The sequence below is a fragment of the Caballeronia sp. GAWG1-1 genome (genome assembly GCF_023631465.1).
In the GTDB taxonomy this organism is placed as follows: Bacteria; Pseudomonadota; Gammaproteobacteria; order Burkholderiales; family Burkholderiaceae; genus Caballeronia.
The window spans coordinates 62,258-82,005 of the sequence record NZ_JALQDB010000032.1; the positions used below are offsets into that span (position 1 = coordinate 62,258).

Here is a 19,748-nt window from a genome sequence, read left to right on the forward strand (position 1 = left end):
ATTTCCAGCATCTCTCAAAGAGTGGGTAAAAGACATGGATGAGCCAAAACGTAAGCTTCGATCGGCCGCCTGGTTCGGCACCGCGGACAAGAACGGCTTCATGTATCGAAGCTGGATGAAGAACCAGGGCATTCCCGATCACGAGTTCGAAGGCAAGCCGATCATCGGCATATGTAATACGTGGTCCGAACTAACTCCGTGCAATGCGCACTTCCGCAAGCTCGCCGAGCACGTGAAGCGCGGCGTATTCGAGGCGGGCGGTTTTCCCGTCGAGTTTCCGGTGTTTTCGAATGGCGAATCGAACCTGCGTCCCACGGCCATGTTCACACGCAATCTCGCGAGCATGGATGTCGAGGAAGCCATTCGCGGCAATCCGGTCGATGCGGTCGTGCTGCTCGTCGGTTGCGACAAGACCACGCCCGCACTTCTGATGGGCGCGGCGAGTTGCGACGTGCCGGCCATCGTCGTGTCGGGCGGGCCGATGTTGAACGGCAAGCATCACGGGCGCGACATCGGCTCGGGCACGGTCGTGTGGCAACTGAGCGAGCAAGTGAAGGCGGGCAAGATATCGATTCACGAATTCATGTCGGCGGAAGCGGGCATGTCGCGTTCGGCGGGCACCTGCAACACCATGGGCACCGCATCGACCATGGCGTGCATGGCCGAAGCGCTCGGCGTGACCTTGCCGCACAACGCCGCGATTCCTGCCGTCGATGCACGCCGCTATGTGCTCGCGCATTTGTCCGGCATGCGTATCGTCACAATGGCGCTCGAAGACTTGCGACTGTCGAAGCTCCTCACGCGTGAAGCATTCGAGAACGCCATCCGCGCGAACGCGGCCATTGGCGGTTCGACCAATGCGGCCATTCACTTGAAGGCGATTGCGGGGCGCATTGGCGTCGATTTACAACTCGACGACTGGACGCGCGTCGGACGCGGCACGCCCACGCTCGTCGACCTTCAGCCATCGGGCCGCTTTCTGATGGAGGAGTTTTATTACGCGGGCGGCTTGCCTGCGGTGCTGCGGCGCCTTGGCGAAGCGAATTTGCTGCCGCATCCAAACGCGCTCACCGCGAATGGCCACTCGATCTGGGAGAACTGCAAGGAAGCGCCGCTCTATAACGACGAAGTCATCCGGCCGCTCGACAAACCGCTCGTGGAAGACGGCGGCCTGTGCGTGCTGCGCGGCAATCTCGCGCCCAATGGCGCGGTGCTGAAGCCGTCGGCGGCGACGGCGTCGTTACTCAAGCATCGCGGGCGCGCGGTCGTGTTCGAAAACTTCGACGACTACAAGCAGAGAATTGCCGATCCCGAACTCGAGGTCACGAAAGACTCCGTGCTCGTGATGAAGAACTGTGGACCGAAGGGTTATCCGGGCATGGCTGAAGTCGGCAACATGGGTTTGCCGCCCAAGATTCTCGCGCAAGGCGTGACCGACATGGTGCGCGTATCCGATGCTCGCATGAGCGGCACCGCTTATGGCACCGTCGTGCTGCACGTTGCACCGGAAGCGCGCGCGGGCGGTCCGCTGGCTATCGTGCGCAACGGCGACTGGATCGAGCTCGATGCCATGCAGGGCGTGCTGCGTATCGATATCGACGAAGCGGAGATCAACACTCGGCTCGAAGCATGGAAGGCGGCGAAGACCGAGACGCCCGCGGACCAGAGCGGTTATCGCAAGCTCTATGTCGATCATGTGCTGCAAGCCGACGAAGGCTGTGACTTCGACTTTCTCGTGGGCTGCCGGGGCGCGGAGGTGCCGCGTCACTCGCACTAGACACGAAGCGCACCGAACTATTTTGATTTCTCGTTGACAACGCGAATTTCGGCGCACTAGTATCGACTCCATTCCTTACGGCCCGACAACGATGTCCGCCTGAGGACCCGGCGTAGAAGCCCCCTGACGAACCGTGCGTTCGTCAGGGGGCTTTTTTTTGTCTGTTTTCCTGGAGAACCTCAATGTTGCCAAAGCCGTCTGGCTGGATGCGTCTGGCCCTGCTTGCAGGACTTGGTCTCTCGTCGCTTGCTGCCAGCGCGGCGGACCCCGTGAAAATCGGCTTGCTCGAAGATGCTTCGGGCAACTTTGCGCTTGCGACCATCCCGAAGATCCACGCGACGCAACTCGCCGTCGATGAAATCAACGCAAAGGGCGGCATTCTCGGGCGCCCCATCACGTTGATCGCGTATGACACGCAGTCCGACAATACGAAGTTCCAGGAGCTTGCACGGCGGCTCGTTCAGACCGACAAACCCGACGTGATTTTCGGCGCGTTCTCCAGCGCGTCGCGCGAGGCCATTCGTCCGATCATGGACCGCGCCAAGCAACTTTATTTCTACGATAACCAGTACGAAGGCGGCGTCTGCGACAGCACCACATTCGTCACGGGCGCCGTTCCCGAACAGCAGTTCTCGACCTTGCTGCCGTGGATGATGCAGAAGTTCGGCAAGAAGGTGTACACCATCGCGGCCGACTATAACTTCGGCCAGATCTCGGCGGAATGGGTGCGCAATATCGTCAAGGAAAATGGCGGCACGATGGTCGGCGAGGAATTCATTCCGCTTTCCGTTTCGCAGTTCGGCCAGACCATTCAGAACATTCAGAAGGCCAAGCCCGACTTCGTCGTGACCTTGCTGGTGGGCGCCAATCAGGCTTCTTATTACGAGCAGCAAGCGTCCGCGCATCTGAACTTGCCGATGGCGAGTTCGGTCAACGTGGGCCAGGCCTACGAGCACAAGCGCTTCAAACCGCCCGCGCTCAAGGACATGTACGTGACGGCGAATTATGTCGAGGAAGTCGATACCCCCGCGAGCAACGACTTCAAGAAGCGCTTCCACGCCAAGTTCCCGAACGAGCCGTATATCAACCAGGAAGCGGCCAACGCTTACGACGCCATCTATCTGTACAAGGCGGCGGCTGAAAAGGCCAAGACCACTGATCAGGCGGCGGTGCAAAAGGCGCTGGAAAGCGGCATCTGCACGGAAGGCGCGCAGGGCAAGGTGTGTATCGATCCGAAGAGCCATCACGTGAGCCACACGATCTACCTCGTGCATGTGAAGGACGATCACTCGGTCGACATTCCGAAAGTATGGGACGACGTGCAGCCTTACTGGCTCGGCAAGGTCGGCTGCGATCTGCCGAACAAGCCGGATCATCGTCAGTACACGCCGACGAATCTGCCGAAGAAGTCGTAAGTTGAGGAAACGGCGCGCCGCTCGTCACGAGCGAAACGCGCCGGCAACCTGGGTGACGCATTCATGGCCACGGTGTCCGTACTTTATTCGCTCGTTTATCAATTCGGCGACAGCTTCGCTTATCTCGTGCTCGCAGCGCTCGGTCTTGCCGTGATCTTCGGCATGATGGGCGTGATCAACCTTGCGCATGGCGAATTCATCATGTGCGGCGCGTATGTGACGATCATCGCGGCGAAGCGCGGCGTGCCCTTACCGCTCGCGATGCTGCTCGGCGCGATCGCCGCTGCGATAGCGGGTGTCGTCATCGAACGTCTGGTGATACGTCATCTCTACGACCGTCTCTTCGATTCGGTGGTCGCAACGTGGGCCATCAGCCTTATCGTGCAACAGACCATGCTGCTGGTCGCCGGGCCGTCGATAGAAGGCATCGGCACGCCGTTCGGATCGTTCTATGTCGGCGAATACTCGTTCTCGGTGTATCGCGCCGTCCTGCCGGTGATCGCGCTCGTGATTCTGTTCGCGTTGTACCTCCTGTTCTTCAAGACCAACTATGGCGTCTGCGCACGGGCCACCATACAGAACGCGAACATCGCGCAATGTCTCGGCTTGCGCACGGACCGGCTCTACACGCTGACCTTCGCGCTCGGTGCGGGGCTCGCGGGGCTGACCGGCGCGCTCTATGCACCGACCATGACCGCCGTGCCCACGATGGGCAGCAACTTCATCGTGCAGGCGTTCGTCTCGGTGGTGGTCGGCGGCGCCAACGTCATTGCGGGCACCACGCCTGCCGCTGCCGTGCTCGCGGTGATACAGACGGCGCTCACTGCATCGTATGGTCAGTTGTTCGGGCAGATCGGCTTGCTGGTGACGGTGATCGTCGTCATCCGGCTGATGCCGCAAGGCCTCGGCAATCTGTTCACCCGCTTGCGTTAGGAGCCTCGTGTGAACAAATCAATCGCATTGAAGTGTCTGCCGTGGCTCGTCGCATTTTGCTTGCCGATGGTGATCGACGCCACCGCAAGCGGCAATCTCGCCTACTGTCTCGTGTGGGCTTTCAGCGCCGTCGGACTTGCGGCGATGTGGGGCCACGGCGGCATTCTCTCGTTCGGACAGACCGCGTTCTTCGGGCTTTCAGGCTATACGTATGGCGTCTTTACGCTCAACTTCGGCGACTACTGGTATCAGTCGTGGCTCGGCGTGATCGTCGGCTTGCTGGTGAGCGTCGTGGTGGCCGCGTTGATCGGCTACATGATCTTCTACGGGCGCATCAAGGGTGTGTTCATCGGCATCGTGACCTTGTCGGTCACGCTCGTGCTCGAAACGTTCATGGCGCAGACGGCGGGGCCGCAATGGACCATCGGACAGGCGCCGCTCAACGGCTACAACGGCATGGGCGGCATGCCGCAGCTCACCATTCCGTGGCCCGGCGGCACGCTCACGCTGGAGAACGCGAGCTTCTATTACCTCGTGCTGGTATTGCTGCTGATCGTGTATGCGATCACTAAACGCCTGCTCGACGGAACCTTCGGACTCACGCTCGTCGCGATCCGCGAGAACCCGCAGCGCGCGGAAATGCTGGGCGTGGATATCCGCCGGCATCAGTGGATGATCTTCGTATTCGGCTCCACGCTCGGCGGCCTGTCCGGTGCGCTCTATACGATCTGGGGGTCCTATATCACGCCATCGACGATGGGACTCACCGCAGCCGCAATGCCCGTCATCTGGGTGGCTACCGCGGGCAGGCAGAGCATCGGCGGCGCGATCATCGGCACTGCATTGCTCGTGTGGCTCTCGCAGAACCTCGCGGTGTACGGCAGCCAGTACGCGCTCATTCTGATGGGTGCGATCCTGCTGATCGTCGTGCTCGCGGCGCCCGAAGGCTTGCTGCCATCGTCGGCGAAGTTGCTGCGACGACTCTTCGAACGCGACCGGACGCATTCGCATGGCGCGATCAATGCGCACAAGGAGAGCAAATCTTGACGGCCTTACTCGAAACGCGCGCGCTCAAGAAGCACTTCGGCGGCGCGCATGTGATCAACGGTATCGACTTTCAGATCGATGCGGGCGAGATACGTTGCGTGATCGGTCCCAATGGCGCGGGCAAGAGCACGTTCTTCAAGCTCATTACCGGTGAACATAAACCATCGGACGGCAGCGTGTATTTTCTCGGCCGCGACATGAACCATGTGTTGCCGCATGAGCGCATACGCATGGGCATGAGCATCAAGTTTCAGATACCCGGCGTGTTCCCGGACCTCACCGTGCGCCAGCATCTGCAACTGTCGCTGCATCGCGCGAAAGATGACAGGCCCGAGAGCATCGACGAACTCTTGCAACGCTTCTTGCTCGCGCAGGAAGAGCATGTACCGGCGCGCAATCTTTCGCACGGCAAGAAGCAATGGCTTGAAATAGCGATGGCCGTATCGCTGCGCCCGAAGCTACTCTTTCTCGATGAACCCGTGGCCGGCATGTCGGTGGAAGAGACGCACGCGACCGGCGAACTCATCAAGCAACTACGCGACGATGGTCTCACGATGATGGTCGTCGAACACGACATGACCTTCGTGAAGCAGATCGCAACGCGCGTGAGCGTGCTGCACGGCGGACGCCTTCTCGCCGATGGTCCGCTCGATGAAATTCTCGCGCGCGACGATGTTGCCGAGGTTTATCTGGGGAAGAAGCAATGAGCGCCTTCTTCGAGGTATCGGGCGTGGAAGGCGGCTATGGCGGCGGACGCGTGTTGAATAGCGTGTCCTTCGGCATAGAACGCGGCGAAGTGCTCGCAATGATCGGCCGCAACGGCGTGGGCAAGACCACGTTGATGCGCGCGTTGATCGGACTCGTGCCGTTGAGCGCGGGAAGCATTGCGCTCGATGGCGTCGAGCTCGGGCATGCGAAGCCTTACGTGCGAGCGCAGCAAGGCATCGGTTATGTGCCGCAAGGGCGCGAGATATTCGGCATGTTGACCGTGGCCGAGAACCTGCAGGTCGGTGCACAGGCTAATCGCGCGCAGGCCGCCGAGATGAAGGCGAAAGTCGTCGAGTACTTTCCGATTCTCAAGGCGCGTTACCGGCAAAGGGCGGGCACCATGAGCGGCGGCGAACAACAGCAACTGGCGATTGCGCGCGCGTTGATCAGCGCGCCCAAGGTGTTGTTGCTCGATGAGCCGTCCGAGGGCATTCAACCGTCGATCGTCACGCTCATCGGCGACACCATTCAACGGATTGCGCGGGAGGCGCGTATCGGCGTATTGCTGGTCGAGCAGGACATGGGCATGGTAGAGCGCATTGCGTCGCGCTGCTGCGTGATGGACAAGGGCCGCATAGTCGATACCCTGAGCCCGGCGCAACTCGGAGACGAACAACTGATTCGCCAGTATCTGGCACTGTGAAGGAGCATCGGACATGAAATGGCTTGAAGATTCGATCATGATGAAACGTGGCGTCGGCGCGAACCGCGAGCCGGTTGAGCACCATCTCACGGAAGAGTTGCAGCAGACATTCCACTACACCATCGGTCCTTATTCGCAACCGGTGCTGCATGTGAAACCGGGCGACCGTATCGTAGTTGAAACGCGCGATGCCTTCGAAGGCAAGATCAAGGAAGAGACCGACAAGCCGTCCGAACTGCTGACCGTGCCGTTTCTCAATCCGCAGAACGGACCCGTCATGATAGAAGGCGCGGAGAAGGGCGACGTGGTGGCCGTGTACATCGAAAAGATGTCGCCGCGCGGTGACGACCCGCACGGCTTCTGCTGCATGATCCCCAACTTCGGCGGCCTCACGGGCACGGACTACACGGCGCTTCTCAACGAGCCGCTGCCCGAGATCGTGCGCAAGATCAAGATCGACGAAGAGAACGTCTATTGGAGCAAGCGCAATACGTTGCCGTACAAGCCGCATATCGGCACCTTGAGTCTTTCGCCGGAGATCGACTCCATCAACTCGCTCACGCCGGATTCGCACGGCGGCAACATGGATGTGCCCGACATGGGGCCAGGCAGCATCACCTACTTGCCGGTGCGCTCGCCAGGCGGACGGCTTTTTATCGGCGATGCACACGCCTGCCAGGGCGATGGCGAAGTGTGCGGCACGGCGGTGGAGTATCAAAGCACGACGACGGTGCGCGTCGATCTCATCAAGGGCTGGAAGATCGATTGGCCGCGACTCGAAAACGAAGACGCGCTGATGAGTATCGGTAGTGCGCGTCCGTTGGAAGACGCCACGCGCATTGCGTACCGTGAGCTCGTGTTGTGGATGGCCGCCGAATATGGCTTCGACAAGTGGGATGCATATATGATGCTGAGTCAGGTAGGCAAGGTTCGGCTCGGCAACTTCGTCGATCCGAAATACACGGTGGGCGCCATGGTCGCGAAGCGCTACCTGAAATAACACTCAAATAAAGGCGTGCGACGCTCGAGTTCACGCGTTGCGCGTCCGTACATTTCCGGTGAGCGTGTCACGCTATGGCTTTGTCCGATCCCATCAAAGTGGGCCTGCTTTCTTCCACGAGCGGCGCGACTGCACTGCTCGAACGTTCGCAATGGCGCGGGGCGGCGCTTGCAATGGCCGAGATCAACGCGTGCGGTGGCATTGGCGGGCGCGAACTCGTGGCGGTTCATTACGATCCCGCGTCCGACCCAGCGGCATTCAGAGAGCGGGCGGAATGGCTCATCATGAAAGACGGCGTGAACGTGATCTTCGGCGGTTACACGTCCACGAGCCGCAAGGCCATGTTGCCGGTGGTCGAGAAGCACAATCGTCTGCTCATTTATTCGCAGCAGTATGAAGGCTTCGAGTATTCGGACAACATCATTTATAGCGGGGCATCGCCGAATCAAAATGGCGTGCAGTTGGCCGACTTCATGACGGAGACGTTCGGTGCGCGTGTGTATATGGTCGGCTCGCGCTATGTCTATCCGTATGAGTGCAACCGCACGATGCAGGAGTTGCTGTTGCAGCATCCGGAAGGCGCGATTCTCGGTGAACGTTATCTTCCGCTCGATGTATCGCGCGAGCCGTTCGCCGAAGTCATCGCGGACATCAAACGCAAATCGCCCGACTGGATTTTTTGCACGCTGATCGGCGCCACGGTGCCGTATCTCTACGAAGCCTATGCGCGCGCCGGCCTCGATCCCGCGGTGATGCCCATTGCTAGCCTCAACACGTCCGAGACCGAGATTCATGCAATGGAACGAGGAATCGCACAAGGACACTACACGGCCGCGCCTTATTTTCAAAGCATCGATACGCCGGAGAATCACGCCGCCGTGCGTCATCATCAGACGCGCTTTGGCGCCGATACACCCACCGACATGAACTGGGAGGCTGCGTACTATCAGATGCACATGTTCGCCGAAGCCTGCGCGCGCGCGGGCTCGGACGAGATCGGCACGATCATGCCGCATCTGCTCGGCGCGGAGTATGCGGCGCCGCAGGGACGCGTGCGTATCGACCCGGTGAATCATCATATGGCGTTGTATCCGCGTATTGGCCGCGCGAATGAAGACGGTCACTTCAGCGTGTTGCGCGAGTCGAAGATCGCGGTCGCGCCCGATCCTTATATGACGCACCAGACGCTCGGCGATTGGGTGACCAAGCTGAGCTTGCGGGACTACTGACGTGAGCACGCGAGGCGACAGAGGACAGCGCAGTCTGACTGGCTCCATTCTGGAGCGCAGTCCGCGCGTGATCGTCGTGCATCCGGACGATGACGACGGCCTCACGTTGACGAGCCATTTGCGACGCATTGGCTTCGAGGTCGAACGCGTGTGGCCGCCCACGGATGTGCTGCCCGATCACGTGGATCTCGTGTTTCGCGCGTTGCGGCCCGACGAACGCGCGCCGCAGGACGAATGGCTCGGTCCCGACGCGCCGCCGCTCATCTGCGTCATCGGCTACGAGAACCCGACGTTTATCGATCAGGCCATCAAGATGGGATCGGACGGCATCATCACCACGCCCATACGCGCGTCAGGCTTGTTGTCGGCCATCGTCATGGCGCTCTATCACGCACGACGCGCGCGTCAACATACGCAGCGTATTGCGAAGCTCGAACAGAAGCTGCTCGACAGTCGGCATTTGAGCGAGGCGAAGAGCATCCTCATGCTCATGCATCAGATCAGCGAGAGTCAGGCTTACGACATGCTCAGGGCGCAGGCGATGGAAAAGCGCGTGACTATCGACGATATCTGTCACTCGGTCATTCAAGCGGGCGAAGTGCTGCAGCTCAAACGCTGCGCCGCGCCCGGAGAGGAAAGTTAGGCACAGGAGCCACGGACATGGACTTGCAACTCAAGGGATTGAAAGCGATCGTCACGGGCGGGACCAAGGGCATTGGCCTGGCCATTGCACAGACGCTGGCGAAGGAGGGCGCTGATGTCGCCATCTGTGCGCGCGATGCGGCAAGCGTGGCAAGCACGGCGGATGCGCTCGCGGAACTGAGCGGCGCGCGTTCGCTGGGCGCAGCCGTCGATGTCGCCGACGGCGCGGCGCTCGAGACCTGGGTGCAAAGCGTTGGAGAGGACTGGGGCGGTATCGATATCATCGTCGCCAATGTGAGCGCGCTCGCTATCGGCAACGACATCGAATCGTGGCGCAAGGAGTTCGAGACCGACTTGCTCGGCACGGTTCATCTCGTCAATTCCGCCATGCCCTACCTCGAACAGAGCGCGGCTGCGTCTATCGTGGCCATTTCCAGCGTGTCGGGACGCGAGATCGATTTCGCGGCGGGACCGTATGGTGTTTTCAAGGCGGCGCTCGTTCACTACATGCAGGGGCTTGCGAATCAGCTTGCCGCGAAGGGCATTCGCGCGAACACGGTGTCGCCCGGCAATGTGTACTTCGAAGGCGGCGTGTGGGACTGGATCGAGCATAACGATCCCGAGCTCTTCGCCAAGGCGCTCGCGTTGAACCCGACAGGACGTATGGCAAAGCCGCAGGAGATCGCGAACGCCGTTGCGTTCATCGCGAGTCCGGCGGCGAGTTTCGTGAGCGGCGCCAACTTCGTCGTCGATGGCGCGCTCACTCGCGGCGTGCAGCTTTGAGCGGCACAGCGGCCCTTACATTGGGTTCGCGGCGACGAAGTTCTTGAACGCCGTGTACTTCGGCTTGATGGTCCTGCCGTCGTTCTGCATCAGGCCGTAGGGACCTTCGCCGCCCACCGGGTCGTCATAGAGCTCGTAAGTCTGGATGGACTGGATGTTGTATTGCCTCGCGAGCAGCACGAACTCCGCCATCATAAGGTTGCCGACCAGATAGTTCGCGGTTTGCGTGTCCGTGCCATAGCTCGGACGCACACCGAATTCGTTGATCCAGATGGGCTTATTGAACTGCGCGAGCGCCGCGAGCACGTTGTGGCATCCGGTGCCGCCGCAAGCGTTCACGATGTCGCCCTGATCCGAATACCAGTGCCATGCGGTAATGTCCCAGCTCACGATGGGGTGATTCGTGGTGCCGTCGGGTTGCGTGCCGTTGGCGAGCATCTGATCGAAGCCGTAGTGCATCCACGCGCCGCCGCCCATGACGATCTTGCCCGCCGTATCGACGGACTTCACGCCCGCGATCATGCCGCGGATCACGCCGCGTGCAATCTGAAACTTCGCGTTGTCGTAGTGCTGCGGATAGATGCCGTCCACGTTCCCGGTGAGGCATAGCGCTTCGAGCTCGTTGCTGACTTCATAGTACGGATAGCGATATGCGGCCGCCGTCTGCTGACCGAGCGTGAAGGCCGCGTTATAGGCATCGGCTTCGCTGCTGTAGTTCAGGTCCATCAGCATGACGGGGTAGACGGTCACGCCGCCCGCGGCCATCGTCGTTGCAATGCCGGCGAGCTTGGTCGCACCAAACGCGCTGAACACTTCGTTGCGATACATCTTCACGCCTAGATCCTGCAACTGCGAGAGTTGCAGCGCGGGGCTCGATATGTCGTAGGCGCCGCCTTCGTTGTTGTGGCCGTTCGCGCCATAGAAGATCGAGTGCACGGTCACGGGTGTGACGGGCGTGACGATCGTGCCGGAAGCGGGTGAGCCTGATGACGCCGGAGGGTTGTTTGCAACGGGCGGGACAATGGGCGTTACGGGCGTTACGGGCGCTGCGGGCGCCGTGGGCGCGATGACGGTCGTGTCGTTGCTGCTGGTCGAGTTGCTGCCGCTGACCGTATGCGCGGACGACGTCGTGTCGCTCGTGGATGCCGTCGTCGTCGTGGTGGTCGCGGCCGAAGCCGATGCAGCGCCGCTTTGGGTCGTGGTCGTGGTTGTAGTCGTCGCTGCGGAGCCGGACGAGTTAGTGCCTGCCGCCGAGGTGCTCGACGCTTCCTTCGCATCGCCTCCGCCACCGCCGCCGCCACATGCCGCGAGAACGAGGCTCGCGGCGAGCGCTGCAGCAAGCTTGATCGCGCTTGGCGCGGTAAAACGGGTTGCAAAGGAAAGAGGCACGGTCTTCATAACGATACAGAATCCCTTAAAGAAGGCGTGATCATCCGCACGGACCAGACGCAACGGAAGTTAGTCATCCGTATAAACGCAAATCCGAGGACGAACGAAACCGTCCGACACGAAGATCGGTGCTGGACCACTAAAGCGGTATCACGTCAGCCTGCGTCTTCCACGACGCGCGGCCCTGGGCGGCGAGCGTCGGACAATCGTTTGCCTCGAAGCTCGCATTTGAGAAAAGCTTGAAAAGTCTCTTGAACCGATGTTGCAAGAACGACCGATCGTCCTATAAGCATCGCTGCAACAAGTACGTTATCGGCGCGGCAGTGGCGAACTTTAGGCATTCAGGGAACGATGACAACGAAGTTCATCACGCCGGTTTCAAAGTCCAAAAAAACCAAACCCCGCTGGGCCATCGGCCGAACGGGGTTTCGTCGTTGCACTTGCTCATTGCTCACTTCCTGACCATTGCGCTCAGGCCTGCATTACGGCTACAGCGGGAAAACGTGCTGCGCTTTGTTGCGATAAAGATAACGCGTTGGTTTCAGACAACTTCTGTTTGCAACTGCTTCAAGCGAACCTTGGCTTGGCTGCGCTTCGGTCAAGGTAGGTAGGTGAGGCCGTGTGTTCAGCACTCGCCGGGTCCGCTTTCGTGCGGTGCGTTGATCAGCACCACGGAACAAAGTTTAATGCTTGTGCTCGCCTTTCAATCGGTGAAGGTGATGCCTTTTCGACTTTCTGTTCAGCGCATATGCGGCACTCAAGTCCAGCGAGATACGGCCGTCTGATCGACGCCGCGCAACTAACCGCCGAATCCTGGTGCCCCGGCCTTCGCTGACGCCATGCTAGGGACAACCCGCATTGTTCTGACGGCCGTTTGATTGATACCTTCCAAATCATACGTATGATCTAGAGACATAGAAAAATGCCGACTTTGCATAGTCAAGTGCTCAACGAGATGGGCGAACAGATTTGCTCCGGCAAATTCGCGCCCGGCGACATCCTGCCTGCCGAGACAGAACTCGCGGAGCAGATGCAGGTGAGCCGCATCACTATCCGCGAGACGATGAAGTCGTTGTCGGCGAAGGGCATGCTTCAGGTGCGCCGCCGCCACGGCACCATCGTGCTGCCGCGCGCGCAGTGGCAGCTTTTCGATCCCGACGTCATCACGTGGCGCGCACGCGCAGGCGCAATCGACGACGCGCTCATTCAGGACCTGATGGAGTTGCGGCTCATCATTGAACCGAATGCCGCGAAGCTCGCCGCGAAACGGGCGACCGCGCAGGACCGCAAGGACATTCGACGCGCATTCAAGGCAATGGAGCGGGCTGTCGCGGGCCAGGGCGAATACGTTCCCGCCGACCTTGCTTTTCACGGCGCGATTCTCACCGCTTGCCATAACCAGTTCATCCAGCAGATGCAGAACGCGCTGTCGGCCATCCTGCGTACGAGTTTCGAACTGAGCTCGGAGATCGCGGGCGGTCCCGCGCGTTCGTTGCCGATGCACGAAGCGCTCTGCGTCGCAATCGAACAGGGCGATACCGCCGCCGCCGAGCGCGCGGTGCTTACGCTCATCGAGCGGGCGGAGAAGGACTTCGACGATCGCGCCGCGATGACGCGCACGCTCAACGACAAGCCGCTTTGAACCTGCAACGCGAAACGATTCAACCGAGGACTTACGCATGACACAGTTGTTCGACTTGAGCGGCCGCACCGCGCTCGTAACGGGATCGGCGCGCGGCATCGGCTTTGCGCTGGCGGAAGGCCTGGCGCAAGCGGGCGCGGGCATCATCGTGAACGGCACGCGGGCCGATACCGTCGATGAAGCCGTGCGCCGTCTGCGCGAACGGGGCGCCACGGCGCAAGGCCGTGCATTCGATGTCACCGATGAAACCGCGGTCGCCGCCGCCTTCGAGGCGTGGGACGCCGAAGGCGTCGAGGTCGATATCCTCGTGAATAACGCGGGCATCCAGTTTCGCAAGCCGCTCGTCGAACTCGCGCTCGCGGACTGGCAACGCGTGATCGACACCAATCTCACGAGCGCGTTCATCGTCGCGAAGGAAGCGGCGCGGCGCATGATCGCGCGCGGCAAGGGTGGCAAGGTCATCAACATCGGGTCGCTGACGAGCGAAGGCGCGCGCGCCACCGTCGCGCCTTATACGGCGGCCAAGGGCGGGGTGAAGATGCTCACGCGCGCCATGAGCGCCGAATGGGCCGCGTTCGATATTCAGGCGAACGCCATCGGCCCTGGCTACATCCTCACCGACATGAATCAGGCGCTCGTCGATAACGTGCAGTTCGACGCATGGGTCAAGGCGAGCAATCCGTCGCAACGCTGGGGCAAGCCCGAGGAACTCGTCGGCACGGCGGTATATCTCGCGTCGCCTGCATCGAGCTATGTGAACGGCCAGATCATTTATGTCGATGGCGGTTGGCTCGCCGTGCTTTGAAGTATCACCATGAATCTTGGAGACAACATGGATAGCGTCAAAACGGTGGCACCGCAAAGATGGTGGTATCTCATGCCCATCATCTTCATCACATACAGTCTTGCGTATCTGGATCGCGCGAATTATGGCTTCGCGGCTGCGGCGGGCATCGACCGCGATCTCGGCATCACGCATGCGACGTCGTCGCTCATCGGCTCGCTGTTCTTTCTTGGATACTGCTTGTTTCAAGTGCCCGGCGCGATCTACGCGCAAAAGAACAGCGTCAAGAAACTCATCTTCATCAGCCTCGTGCTCTGGGGCGTGTGCGCCGCGTTGACGGGCATGGTGAGCAATATCCCGATGCTGATGGTGCTGCGCTTCGTGCTCGGCATCGTCGAGGCGGCGGTGATGCCTTCCATGCTCATGTACATCAGCCGCTGGTTCACGCGCACCGAACGCTCGCGCGCGAACACGTTCCTCATTCTCGGCAACCCCGTGACGGTGCTGTGGATGTCGGTGGTTTCGGGCTATCTCGTGAAGAGCTTCGGCTGGCGCGAGATGTTCATCATCGAAGGCGTGCCGGCTATTGCATGGGCCGTGGTGTGGTGGTTCACGGTGAAGGACCGTCCCTCCGAAGTCACCTGGATGAGCGACGCCGAGAAAGCCGAACTGCAAGCGCGTCTCGTCTCGGAACAGGCGCACATCGCACCCGTGCGCGATTACAAGTCGGCGTTTCGGTCGTCCATCGTGCTCAAGTGCTGCGCTATCCACGCGCTGTGGAGTATCGGCGTGTACGGCTTCATCATGTGGCTGCCGTCCATCCTGAAGGCGGCCTCGACCATCGACATCGTGTCGGTCGGCTGGCTCGCGGCGGTGCCTTATCTCGCGGCCATCATCCTGATGCTGCTGGCATCGTGGCTCTCCGACAAGACGCGTAATCGCAAGCTCTTCGTGTGGCCGCTGCTGCTAATCGGAACGATCGCGTTCGTCGGCTCCTATCTCGTCGGCAGCTCCAACTTCTGGCTCTCGTTCGGCTTGCTCGTGATCGCGGGCGGCACCATGTACGCGCCCTACGGACCGTTCTTCGCGCTCGTGCCGGAACTCATTCCGAGCAACGTGCTCGGCGGGGCGATCGGACTCATCAATGCGTGCGGCGCACTCGGCGCGTTCTGCGGTTCGTGGGTCGTCGGCTATCTGAATGGCGCGACGGGCAGTCCGTCCGCATCGTATGTGTTCATGGCTGCGGCGCTCTTCGCTTCGGTCGTGCTGATGATGCTCGTGCCCGCCACCACCGGTGAACGTTCCACGCCCAAGGGAGGCGCGGGCAATTCCACGCCTTCCGTTCTTGCGAAGTAACCTCATGGCCATCCTCATCACCGATGTCAAAGTCATACTGACCGCGCCGGAAGGCATCAATCTGCTCGTCGTGAAGGTCGAGACGAATCAGGACGGTCTCCATGGGCTCGGCTGCGCGACCTTCGCCTACCGGCATCTCGCGGTCAAATGTCTGATCGAAGAGTATTTGCGGCCGCTGCTCATCGGGCGCGATGCGCAAGCTATCGAAGAGCAATGGCAGCTCATGCATCAAAACGCTTACTGGCGTAACGGGCCGATAGAGAACAACGCGATCTCCGGCATCGACATGGCCTTGTGGGACATCAAGGGCAAGCTCGCGAACATGCCGCTCTATCAGCTTTTCGGTGGCAAGGTGCGCGAAGGCGTGCCGATCTATCGTCATGCGGATGGTCGCGATCTCAACGAACTCTGCGAGAACATTCAGCGATATCGCGAGCAGGGCATCACGCATATTCGCTGTCAAAGCGGTGGTTATGGCGGTGGCGGTTTTGGCAAGGCACCGCAGAGCGCACCGCGCGGCGCGCCCGATGGCATCTATCTCGACAGCCGAAAATATATTCGCGATACGCTGAAGCTCTTCGATGGAATTCGCAGCAAGATCGGTTTCGATGTCGCGTTGTGCCACGACGTGCACGAGCGCCTGAAGCCAGTGGAAGCAATTCGCTTCGCACGCGAGCTGGAACCGTATGAACTTTTCTTTCTCGAAGATGCGATCGCGCTGGAAGAAGGCGAATGGATGCGCCAGCTACGCGCGAAGACCACGACGCCGCTCGCGCAAGGCGAGTTGTTCAACAACCCTTATGAATGGCGTTTTCTGATCACTGAACGGTTGATCGATTTCGTGCGCGTGCATCTGAGTCAGATAGGCGGCATCACGGCGGGACGCAAGCTGCAGATTTTCGCGGAGCAGTTCGGCGTGCGCACGGCATGGCACGGTCCAGGCGATATGTCGCCGCTCGCGCATGCGGCGAATATTCATATCGATCTGGCGTCGCGTAATTTCGGCGTGCAGGAATGGTCGGGCACGGAACCGCCCAACTTCGTGATCCAGAATCTGAAAGGGCCGCGTGCCGCCTTGCTCGATGTGTTCCCCGGCCTGCCGGAGTTTCGCGACGGCTACGTTCATGCGAACGACAAGCCAGGCTTGGGCGTCGATATCGACGAGAAGGAAGCCGCGAAATATCCCTGCGAGGCCGCCGTTACCGTATGGACGCAAACGCGCCTCATGGACGGCGGCCTGCAAACGCCTTGAAGCTAACTCAAGGCGCGGCGTTGCTGCATCGGTTGATACGCTTCGCCAGCCTTGAAGCGGTCGAGGCGCTCGCTTGCCGTCGTCAGGGCGGCGAGCGTGGCGCGCTGCAACTGATGATCGTACAAGGAGACGATTGCCGCGATCTGCTCGAATGCTTCCGGCGCAAGGGTCCACGTGCCGGATTCGCGGCCGCCATCGAATACTTCGGCCATGATGCGGTCCGCGGCCATCAGCGCGTCGTGGGAGAAGTCGCCGTGACCCGCTTCGGACAGGAAGCGCGCGAGCAGCATCGCTTCGGTGATCTGCTGGGCGGGTGCGATGTCGGTGGCGCCGGCACGCAGCGCTTGCAATGACAGATGCACTTGCAACGCGAGTTCGTTGGCTACCGCGCGAGGAATCGGCAGCAGTTGCGCTTTGGACAGCCGCGCGCGCGAAGCCTGCGGCGAACGCTGAAAAGGAAGGGTGCGTGACATGCGTATAAGCGAAAGAAGCGCCGTCGTGGTTGACTTCTCTCGTTAACGTTCGTCCCACGCGTTTTCTGAAGGGTTGTTTTGGCGTAAGCGTGCAAATTCTTCGAGGATCGCAATGGCGCGCTCGCACTGCGCCGCGTCCAGCGAGTGGATGGACGGTTTTACCGTATCGGCGCCGATTTGCTGCGCGAGCCACTTCAGGCCCTTTGCGCGGGCTTCGAAAATATTGCACGCGTCGCGGCGCACTTTTGCCTGGGCGAGCGGTTCGAGGGCAGCGTGTAGTTTTGTCTTCAGATCGCGTAAAGCGGCATCGGCCAGACGCCCGAGCGGAACCAGGCGCGTGCTGCGCGGGAAAACACCGATCCACGCCTGACAAGGCGCACAGACCCAGAGCGGGCCGTGATCGTCGCGATACGGGTAGATTTCATCGCCCGAACGAACAAGCGTCGCTGGCACGCCGCAATAGTCGCAATCGGGATGAGGCAGAGGTTTGACCGGGCGGCCGACTCGCATTGTTGAATAAGTCGAGGGACGGAAGCGGCCAATATATCAAACGCAAACTGCGAAACGAAACGATGCCGGCAAGTGAGCGCGAAGCTCTCGTGCCGGCATCAAACCTCAACTTGCAGGGAGCGGCTCAAGGCTCGCTCCTGGAGGCATTTAGCGACTTAGCGCTGGTCCTTCTTCACTTCTTCCTTGACGTCGCCGTATTGCTTGCGAGCTTCGCCGGCGCCTTGCTGGACCTGACCCTTCACTTGCTGGGCGGTGTCGCCAGTCATCTTGCCGACCGCCTCATTCGCCTTGCCCTTCACCTTTTCGGCGGTACCCTTAACTTGATCCTTGTTCATGGTGAACCTCCTTGAATGGTTGCGTGGGACGGTTTGCCTCCACGAATATCCTTATCGCAAAACACGGGCCTGCCCTGCGAACGATCGGTCGTTTTTCGTTCGTGCCACACTACACTGCAAATTCAACTGAAAGAGGAGACTTCCGGCGTATGGCAAGAACCAACGAGTACCAACAAGCTATCGGCGATGCCGTGACCGACTGGAAAACGCGCGAGCGGCCCGCGCGAATCGTCGTCGAAGGCACGCACTGCAAGATCGTGCCGCTCGATGTCGACGCACATGCGCAGGATCTTTTCCACGCGTACAGCGAGCCGAGCGACTGGACCTATCTGTTCACCGGTCCGTTTAAGGAGTTTGCGGCGTTTCGCACGTATTTGACACAAGCGGCGGCATCGGCCGATCCGTTGCACTACGCCGTCATCGATAAATCCAGCGGCAAGGCAGTCGGGACGTTCGCGCTGATGCGCATCGAGCCGGTTCATGGCGTAATCGAAGTGGGCAGCGTGACGTTTTCGCCGCTGCTCAAGCAAACGCGCATCTCGACCGAAGCGCAGTATCTGCTGATGCGCTACGTGTTCGAAGCCCTGCAATACCGGCGCTACGAATGGAAATGCGACAGCCTGAACGCGCCATCGCGCAAGACGGCGCTGCGACTCGGCTTCGAGTTCGAAGGCATCTTCAGGCAAGCTATCGTGTACAAGGGGCGTAACCGCGATACCGCGTGGTATTCGATCATCGATAAAGACTGGCCCACGGTGCGCGCCGCATTTGAACGCTGGCTCGCCGACGACAACTTCGACGCCGACGGCAAGCAACGCGCATCGCTTGCGAGCTTGAGAGTCAACGCATCTGAATGACAGGCGCGAGAAAATTGCGCACGTAAGGCAGCCAGATCGGAATGGCCGCGCGGGACGCGAACATTCCGTGACCGTTTTCACCGTAGGGCGGCTCCATCACGAACTGACCTTGGCCGCCTGCTTGCTGGAATGCGTTGAACCAGCTTCGCGTGTAGTCCGGGCCGAAGTACTGATCGTTCTCGACATAGTGCCAAAGCACCGGCACGCGCACGGTGCCCGCGAAGTGCGTGATCGCTCTCAGCATGTTGTCCGGGGCGCACGGCACGGTTGGATGCCTTGCCGGATCGCCGCCGCGTCCGCCCGAGAAGTTGAGCACCGCTATCACGCCGTGCGGATCGAAGCTCGCCGCCGCCAGCGAAGAAAACCCGCCCGCAGATTGCCCCGCCAGCACGATCCGGTTGCCGTCCACTTGCGGCTGGGTCTTCGCATACGCGATGGTCGCGAGAATGTCCTGTGCGGCTGCATTGCCGGATGCTTCGTAGTCGGCAGTGGCGCACTTGCCAGTGCTCTCGGCATACGTGCCGCCCGTCGCGCCATAGCCTCGGCGAATCGGCACGATCACGGCAAAACCCATTTCCACGAAAGTACGAATCTGCGGAATCAGCCGATAACGCCCGGTCTTCACGCGATTGAGCGGATCGGGCGGACTGCCGTGACTCAGCACGATGAGCGGAAACGGCCCCGCGCCATCCGGCTGATAGAGCGTCGCGACCAGCTCACGGCGCGAGTCGCCGAACAAGCCTTTCTCGATCATCGGAACCTGCACGACGGTTTCATGCAAATCGGCGGCGAGGCTTTCGGGTTCGTCCGCGCGCGCGACGGAGACGGCGGCAAGCGCGACAAACACAAGGGCTGAAAGGCGCATGAGCGGAGTTCGAGCGTCTGGGTGATGCGCAATGTATCAGATCGTCTC

At 60.6% G+C, this 19,748-nt stretch carries 19 protein-coding genes and 1 pseudogene; 15 read left to right on the forward strand and 5 right to left on the reverse strand.

The window, feature by feature from the left end; genetic code table 11:
* Positions 1 to 34: 34 nt before the first annotated feature.
* The 10 genes from NCT03_RS21515 to NCT03_RS21560 all read left to right on the forward strand — a co-directional run bounded on the left by NCT03_RS21515 (position 35) and on the right by NCT03_RS21560 (position 10,237).
* The gene (locus NCT03_RS21515) at positions 35 to 1,777 is read left to right on the forward strand and encodes an IlvD/Edd family dehydratase (RefSeq protein WP_250493836.1); all 1,743 of its coding nucleotides are present in this window, start codon (positions 35 to 37) and stop codon (positions 1,775 to 1,777) included.
* Between the two features lie 182 nt (positions 1,778 to 1,959).
* Positions 1,960 to 3,192 (forward strand): urea ABC transporter substrate-binding protein, encoded by a 1,233-nt coding sequence (locus NCT03_RS21520; protein ID WP_244831072.1) that lies wholly within the window; start codon positions 1,960 to 1,962, stop codon positions 3,190 to 3,192.
* A gap of 63 nt (positions 3,193 to 3,255) precedes the next feature.
* Positions 3,256 to 4,125, forward strand: a complete 870-nt coding sequence (locus tag NCT03_RS21525) for an ABC transporter permease subunit (RefSeq protein ID WP_244831073.1) — start codon at positions 3,256 to 3,258, stop codon at positions 4,123 to 4,125.
* Between the two features lie 66 nt (positions 4,126 to 4,191).
* Complete coding sequence (locus tag NCT03_RS21530) at positions 4,192 to 5,172, forward strand: branched-chain amino acid ABC transporter permease (protein ID WP_244831931.1); 981 nt, start codon at positions 4,192 to 4,194, stop codon at positions 5,170 to 5,172.
* A complete protein-coding gene (locus tag NCT03_RS21535) occupies positions 5,169 to 5,879 on the forward strand; it encodes an ABC transporter ATP-binding protein (protein WP_250493837.1) in 711 nt (236 codons plus the stop codon). Before NCT03_RS21530 ends, NCT03_RS21535 begins: the two co-directional genes overlap by 4 nt.
* Positions 5,876 to 6,583: an ABC transporter ATP-binding protein gene (locus NCT03_RS21540; RefSeq protein ID WP_250493838.1), complete on the forward strand. Its 708-nt coding sequence runs from the start codon at positions 5,876 to 5,878 to the stop codon at positions 6,581 to 6,583. Before NCT03_RS21535 ends, NCT03_RS21540 begins: the two co-directional genes overlap by 4 nt.
* 13 nt (positions 6,584 to 6,596) lie before the next feature.
* Positions 6,597 to 7,583 carry an acetamidase/formamidase family protein gene (locus tag NCT03_RS21545; protein ID WP_250493839.1) on the forward strand — a complete coding sequence of 329 codons (987 nt, stop codon included), beginning with the start codon at positions 6,597 to 6,599 and terminating at the stop codon, positions 7,581 to 7,583.
* Between the two features lie 74 nt (positions 7,584 to 7,657).
* Positions 7,658 to 8,812 carry a transporter substrate-binding domain-containing protein gene (locus NCT03_RS21550; RefSeq protein ID WP_244831077.1) on the forward strand — a complete coding sequence of 385 codons (1,155 nt, stop codon included), beginning with the start codon at positions 7,658 to 7,660 and terminating at the stop codon, positions 8,810 to 8,812.
* A 1-nt stretch (position 8,813) separates the two neighbouring features.
* Complete coding sequence (locus NCT03_RS21555; protein WP_244831078.1) at positions 8,814 to 9,455, forward strand: ANTAR domain-containing response regulator; 642 nt, start codon at positions 8,814 to 8,816, stop codon at positions 9,453 to 9,455.
* Positions 9,456 to 9,472: 17 nt separating this feature from the next.
* Complete coding sequence (locus NCT03_RS21560) at positions 9,473 to 10,237, forward strand: SDR family NAD(P)-dependent oxidoreductase (RefSeq protein WP_250493840.1); 765 nt, start codon at positions 9,473 to 9,475, stop codon at positions 10,235 to 10,237.
* Between the two features lie 15 nt (positions 10,238 to 10,252).
* Here NCT03_RS21560 and NCT03_RS34190 read toward each other — a convergent pair whose 3' ends face one another.
* A complete protein-coding gene (locus NCT03_RS34190) occupies positions 10,253 to 11,635 on the reverse strand; it encodes a hypothetical protein (RefSeq protein WP_350030169.1) in 1,383 nt (460 codons plus the stop codon).
* Positions 11,636 to 12,548: 913 nt separating this feature from the next.
* Here NCT03_RS34190 and NCT03_RS21570 point away from each other — a divergent pair.
* From NCT03_RS21570 to NCT03_RS21585, 4 genes are read left to right on the forward strand one after another with little or no spacing between them, the layout of a single operon-like run.
* Entirely contained in the window at positions 12,549 to 13,268 is a 720-nt protein-coding gene (locus NCT03_RS21570; RefSeq protein WP_244831081.1) for a FadR/GntR family transcriptional regulator, read from the forward strand.
* A gap of 37 nt (positions 13,269 to 13,305) precedes the next feature.
* Positions 13,306 to 14,073 (forward strand): SDR family oxidoreductase, encoded by a 768-nt coding sequence (locus NCT03_RS21575; RefSeq protein WP_244831082.1) that lies wholly within the window; start codon positions 13,306 to 13,308, stop codon positions 14,071 to 14,073.
* A 27-nt stretch (positions 14,074 to 14,100) separates the two neighbouring features.
* Positions 14,101 to 15,408, forward strand: coding sequence for an MFS transporter (locus NCT03_RS21580; RefSeq protein WP_250493841.1), 1,308 nt, complete (start codon positions 14,101 to 14,103; stop codon positions 15,406 to 15,408).
* Positions 15,409 to 15,412: 4 nt separating this feature from the next.
* Complete coding sequence (locus NCT03_RS21585) at positions 15,413 to 16,660, forward strand: enolase C-terminal domain-like protein (protein WP_250493842.1); 1,248 nt, start codon at positions 15,413 to 15,415, stop codon at positions 16,658 to 16,660.
* 2 nt (positions 16,661 to 16,662) lie between these two features.
* Here the strand turns inward: NCT03_RS21585 and NCT03_RS21590 are convergent, their stop codons facing one another.
* The 3 genes from NCT03_RS21590 to NCT03_RS21600 all read right to left on the reverse strand — a co-directional run bounded on the left by NCT03_RS21590 (position 16,663) and on the right by NCT03_RS21600 (position 17,978).
* Positions 16,663 to 17,133, reverse strand: coding sequence for a hypothetical protein (locus NCT03_RS21590; RefSeq protein ID WP_244831085.1), 471 nt, complete (start codon positions 17,131 to 17,133; stop codon positions 16,663 to 16,665).
* A 42-nt stretch (positions 17,134 to 17,175) separates the two neighbouring features.
* Positions 17,176 to 17,643 (reverse strand): zinc-finger-containing protein, encoded by a 468-nt coding sequence (locus tag NCT03_RS21595; protein ID WP_250493843.1) that lies wholly within the window; start codon positions 17,641 to 17,643, stop codon positions 17,176 to 17,178.
* 155 nt (positions 17,644 to 17,798) lie between these two features.
* The gene (locus NCT03_RS21600; protein WP_244831087.1) at positions 17,799 to 17,978 is read right to left on the reverse strand and encodes a CsbD family protein; all 180 of its coding nucleotides are present in this window, start codon (positions 17,976 to 17,978) and stop codon (positions 17,799 to 17,801) included.
* Positions 17,979 to 18,127: 149 nt separating this feature from the next.
* Here NCT03_RS21600 and NCT03_RS21605 point away from each other — a divergent pair.
* A pseudogene (locus NCT03_RS21605) lies at positions 18,128 to 18,817 on the forward strand (GNAT family N-acetyltransferase); the annotation flags it as partial.
* A 1-nt stretch (position 18,818) separates the two neighbouring features.
* On the opposite strand, the gene NCT03_RS21610 reads toward NCT03_RS21605, so the two are convergent.
* Complete coding sequence (locus NCT03_RS21610) at positions 18,819 to 19,700, reverse strand: alpha/beta hydrolase family protein (protein WP_250493844.1); 882 nt, start codon at positions 19,698 to 19,700, stop codon at positions 18,819 to 18,821.
* Positions 19,701 to 19,748: the final 48 nt, after the last annotated feature.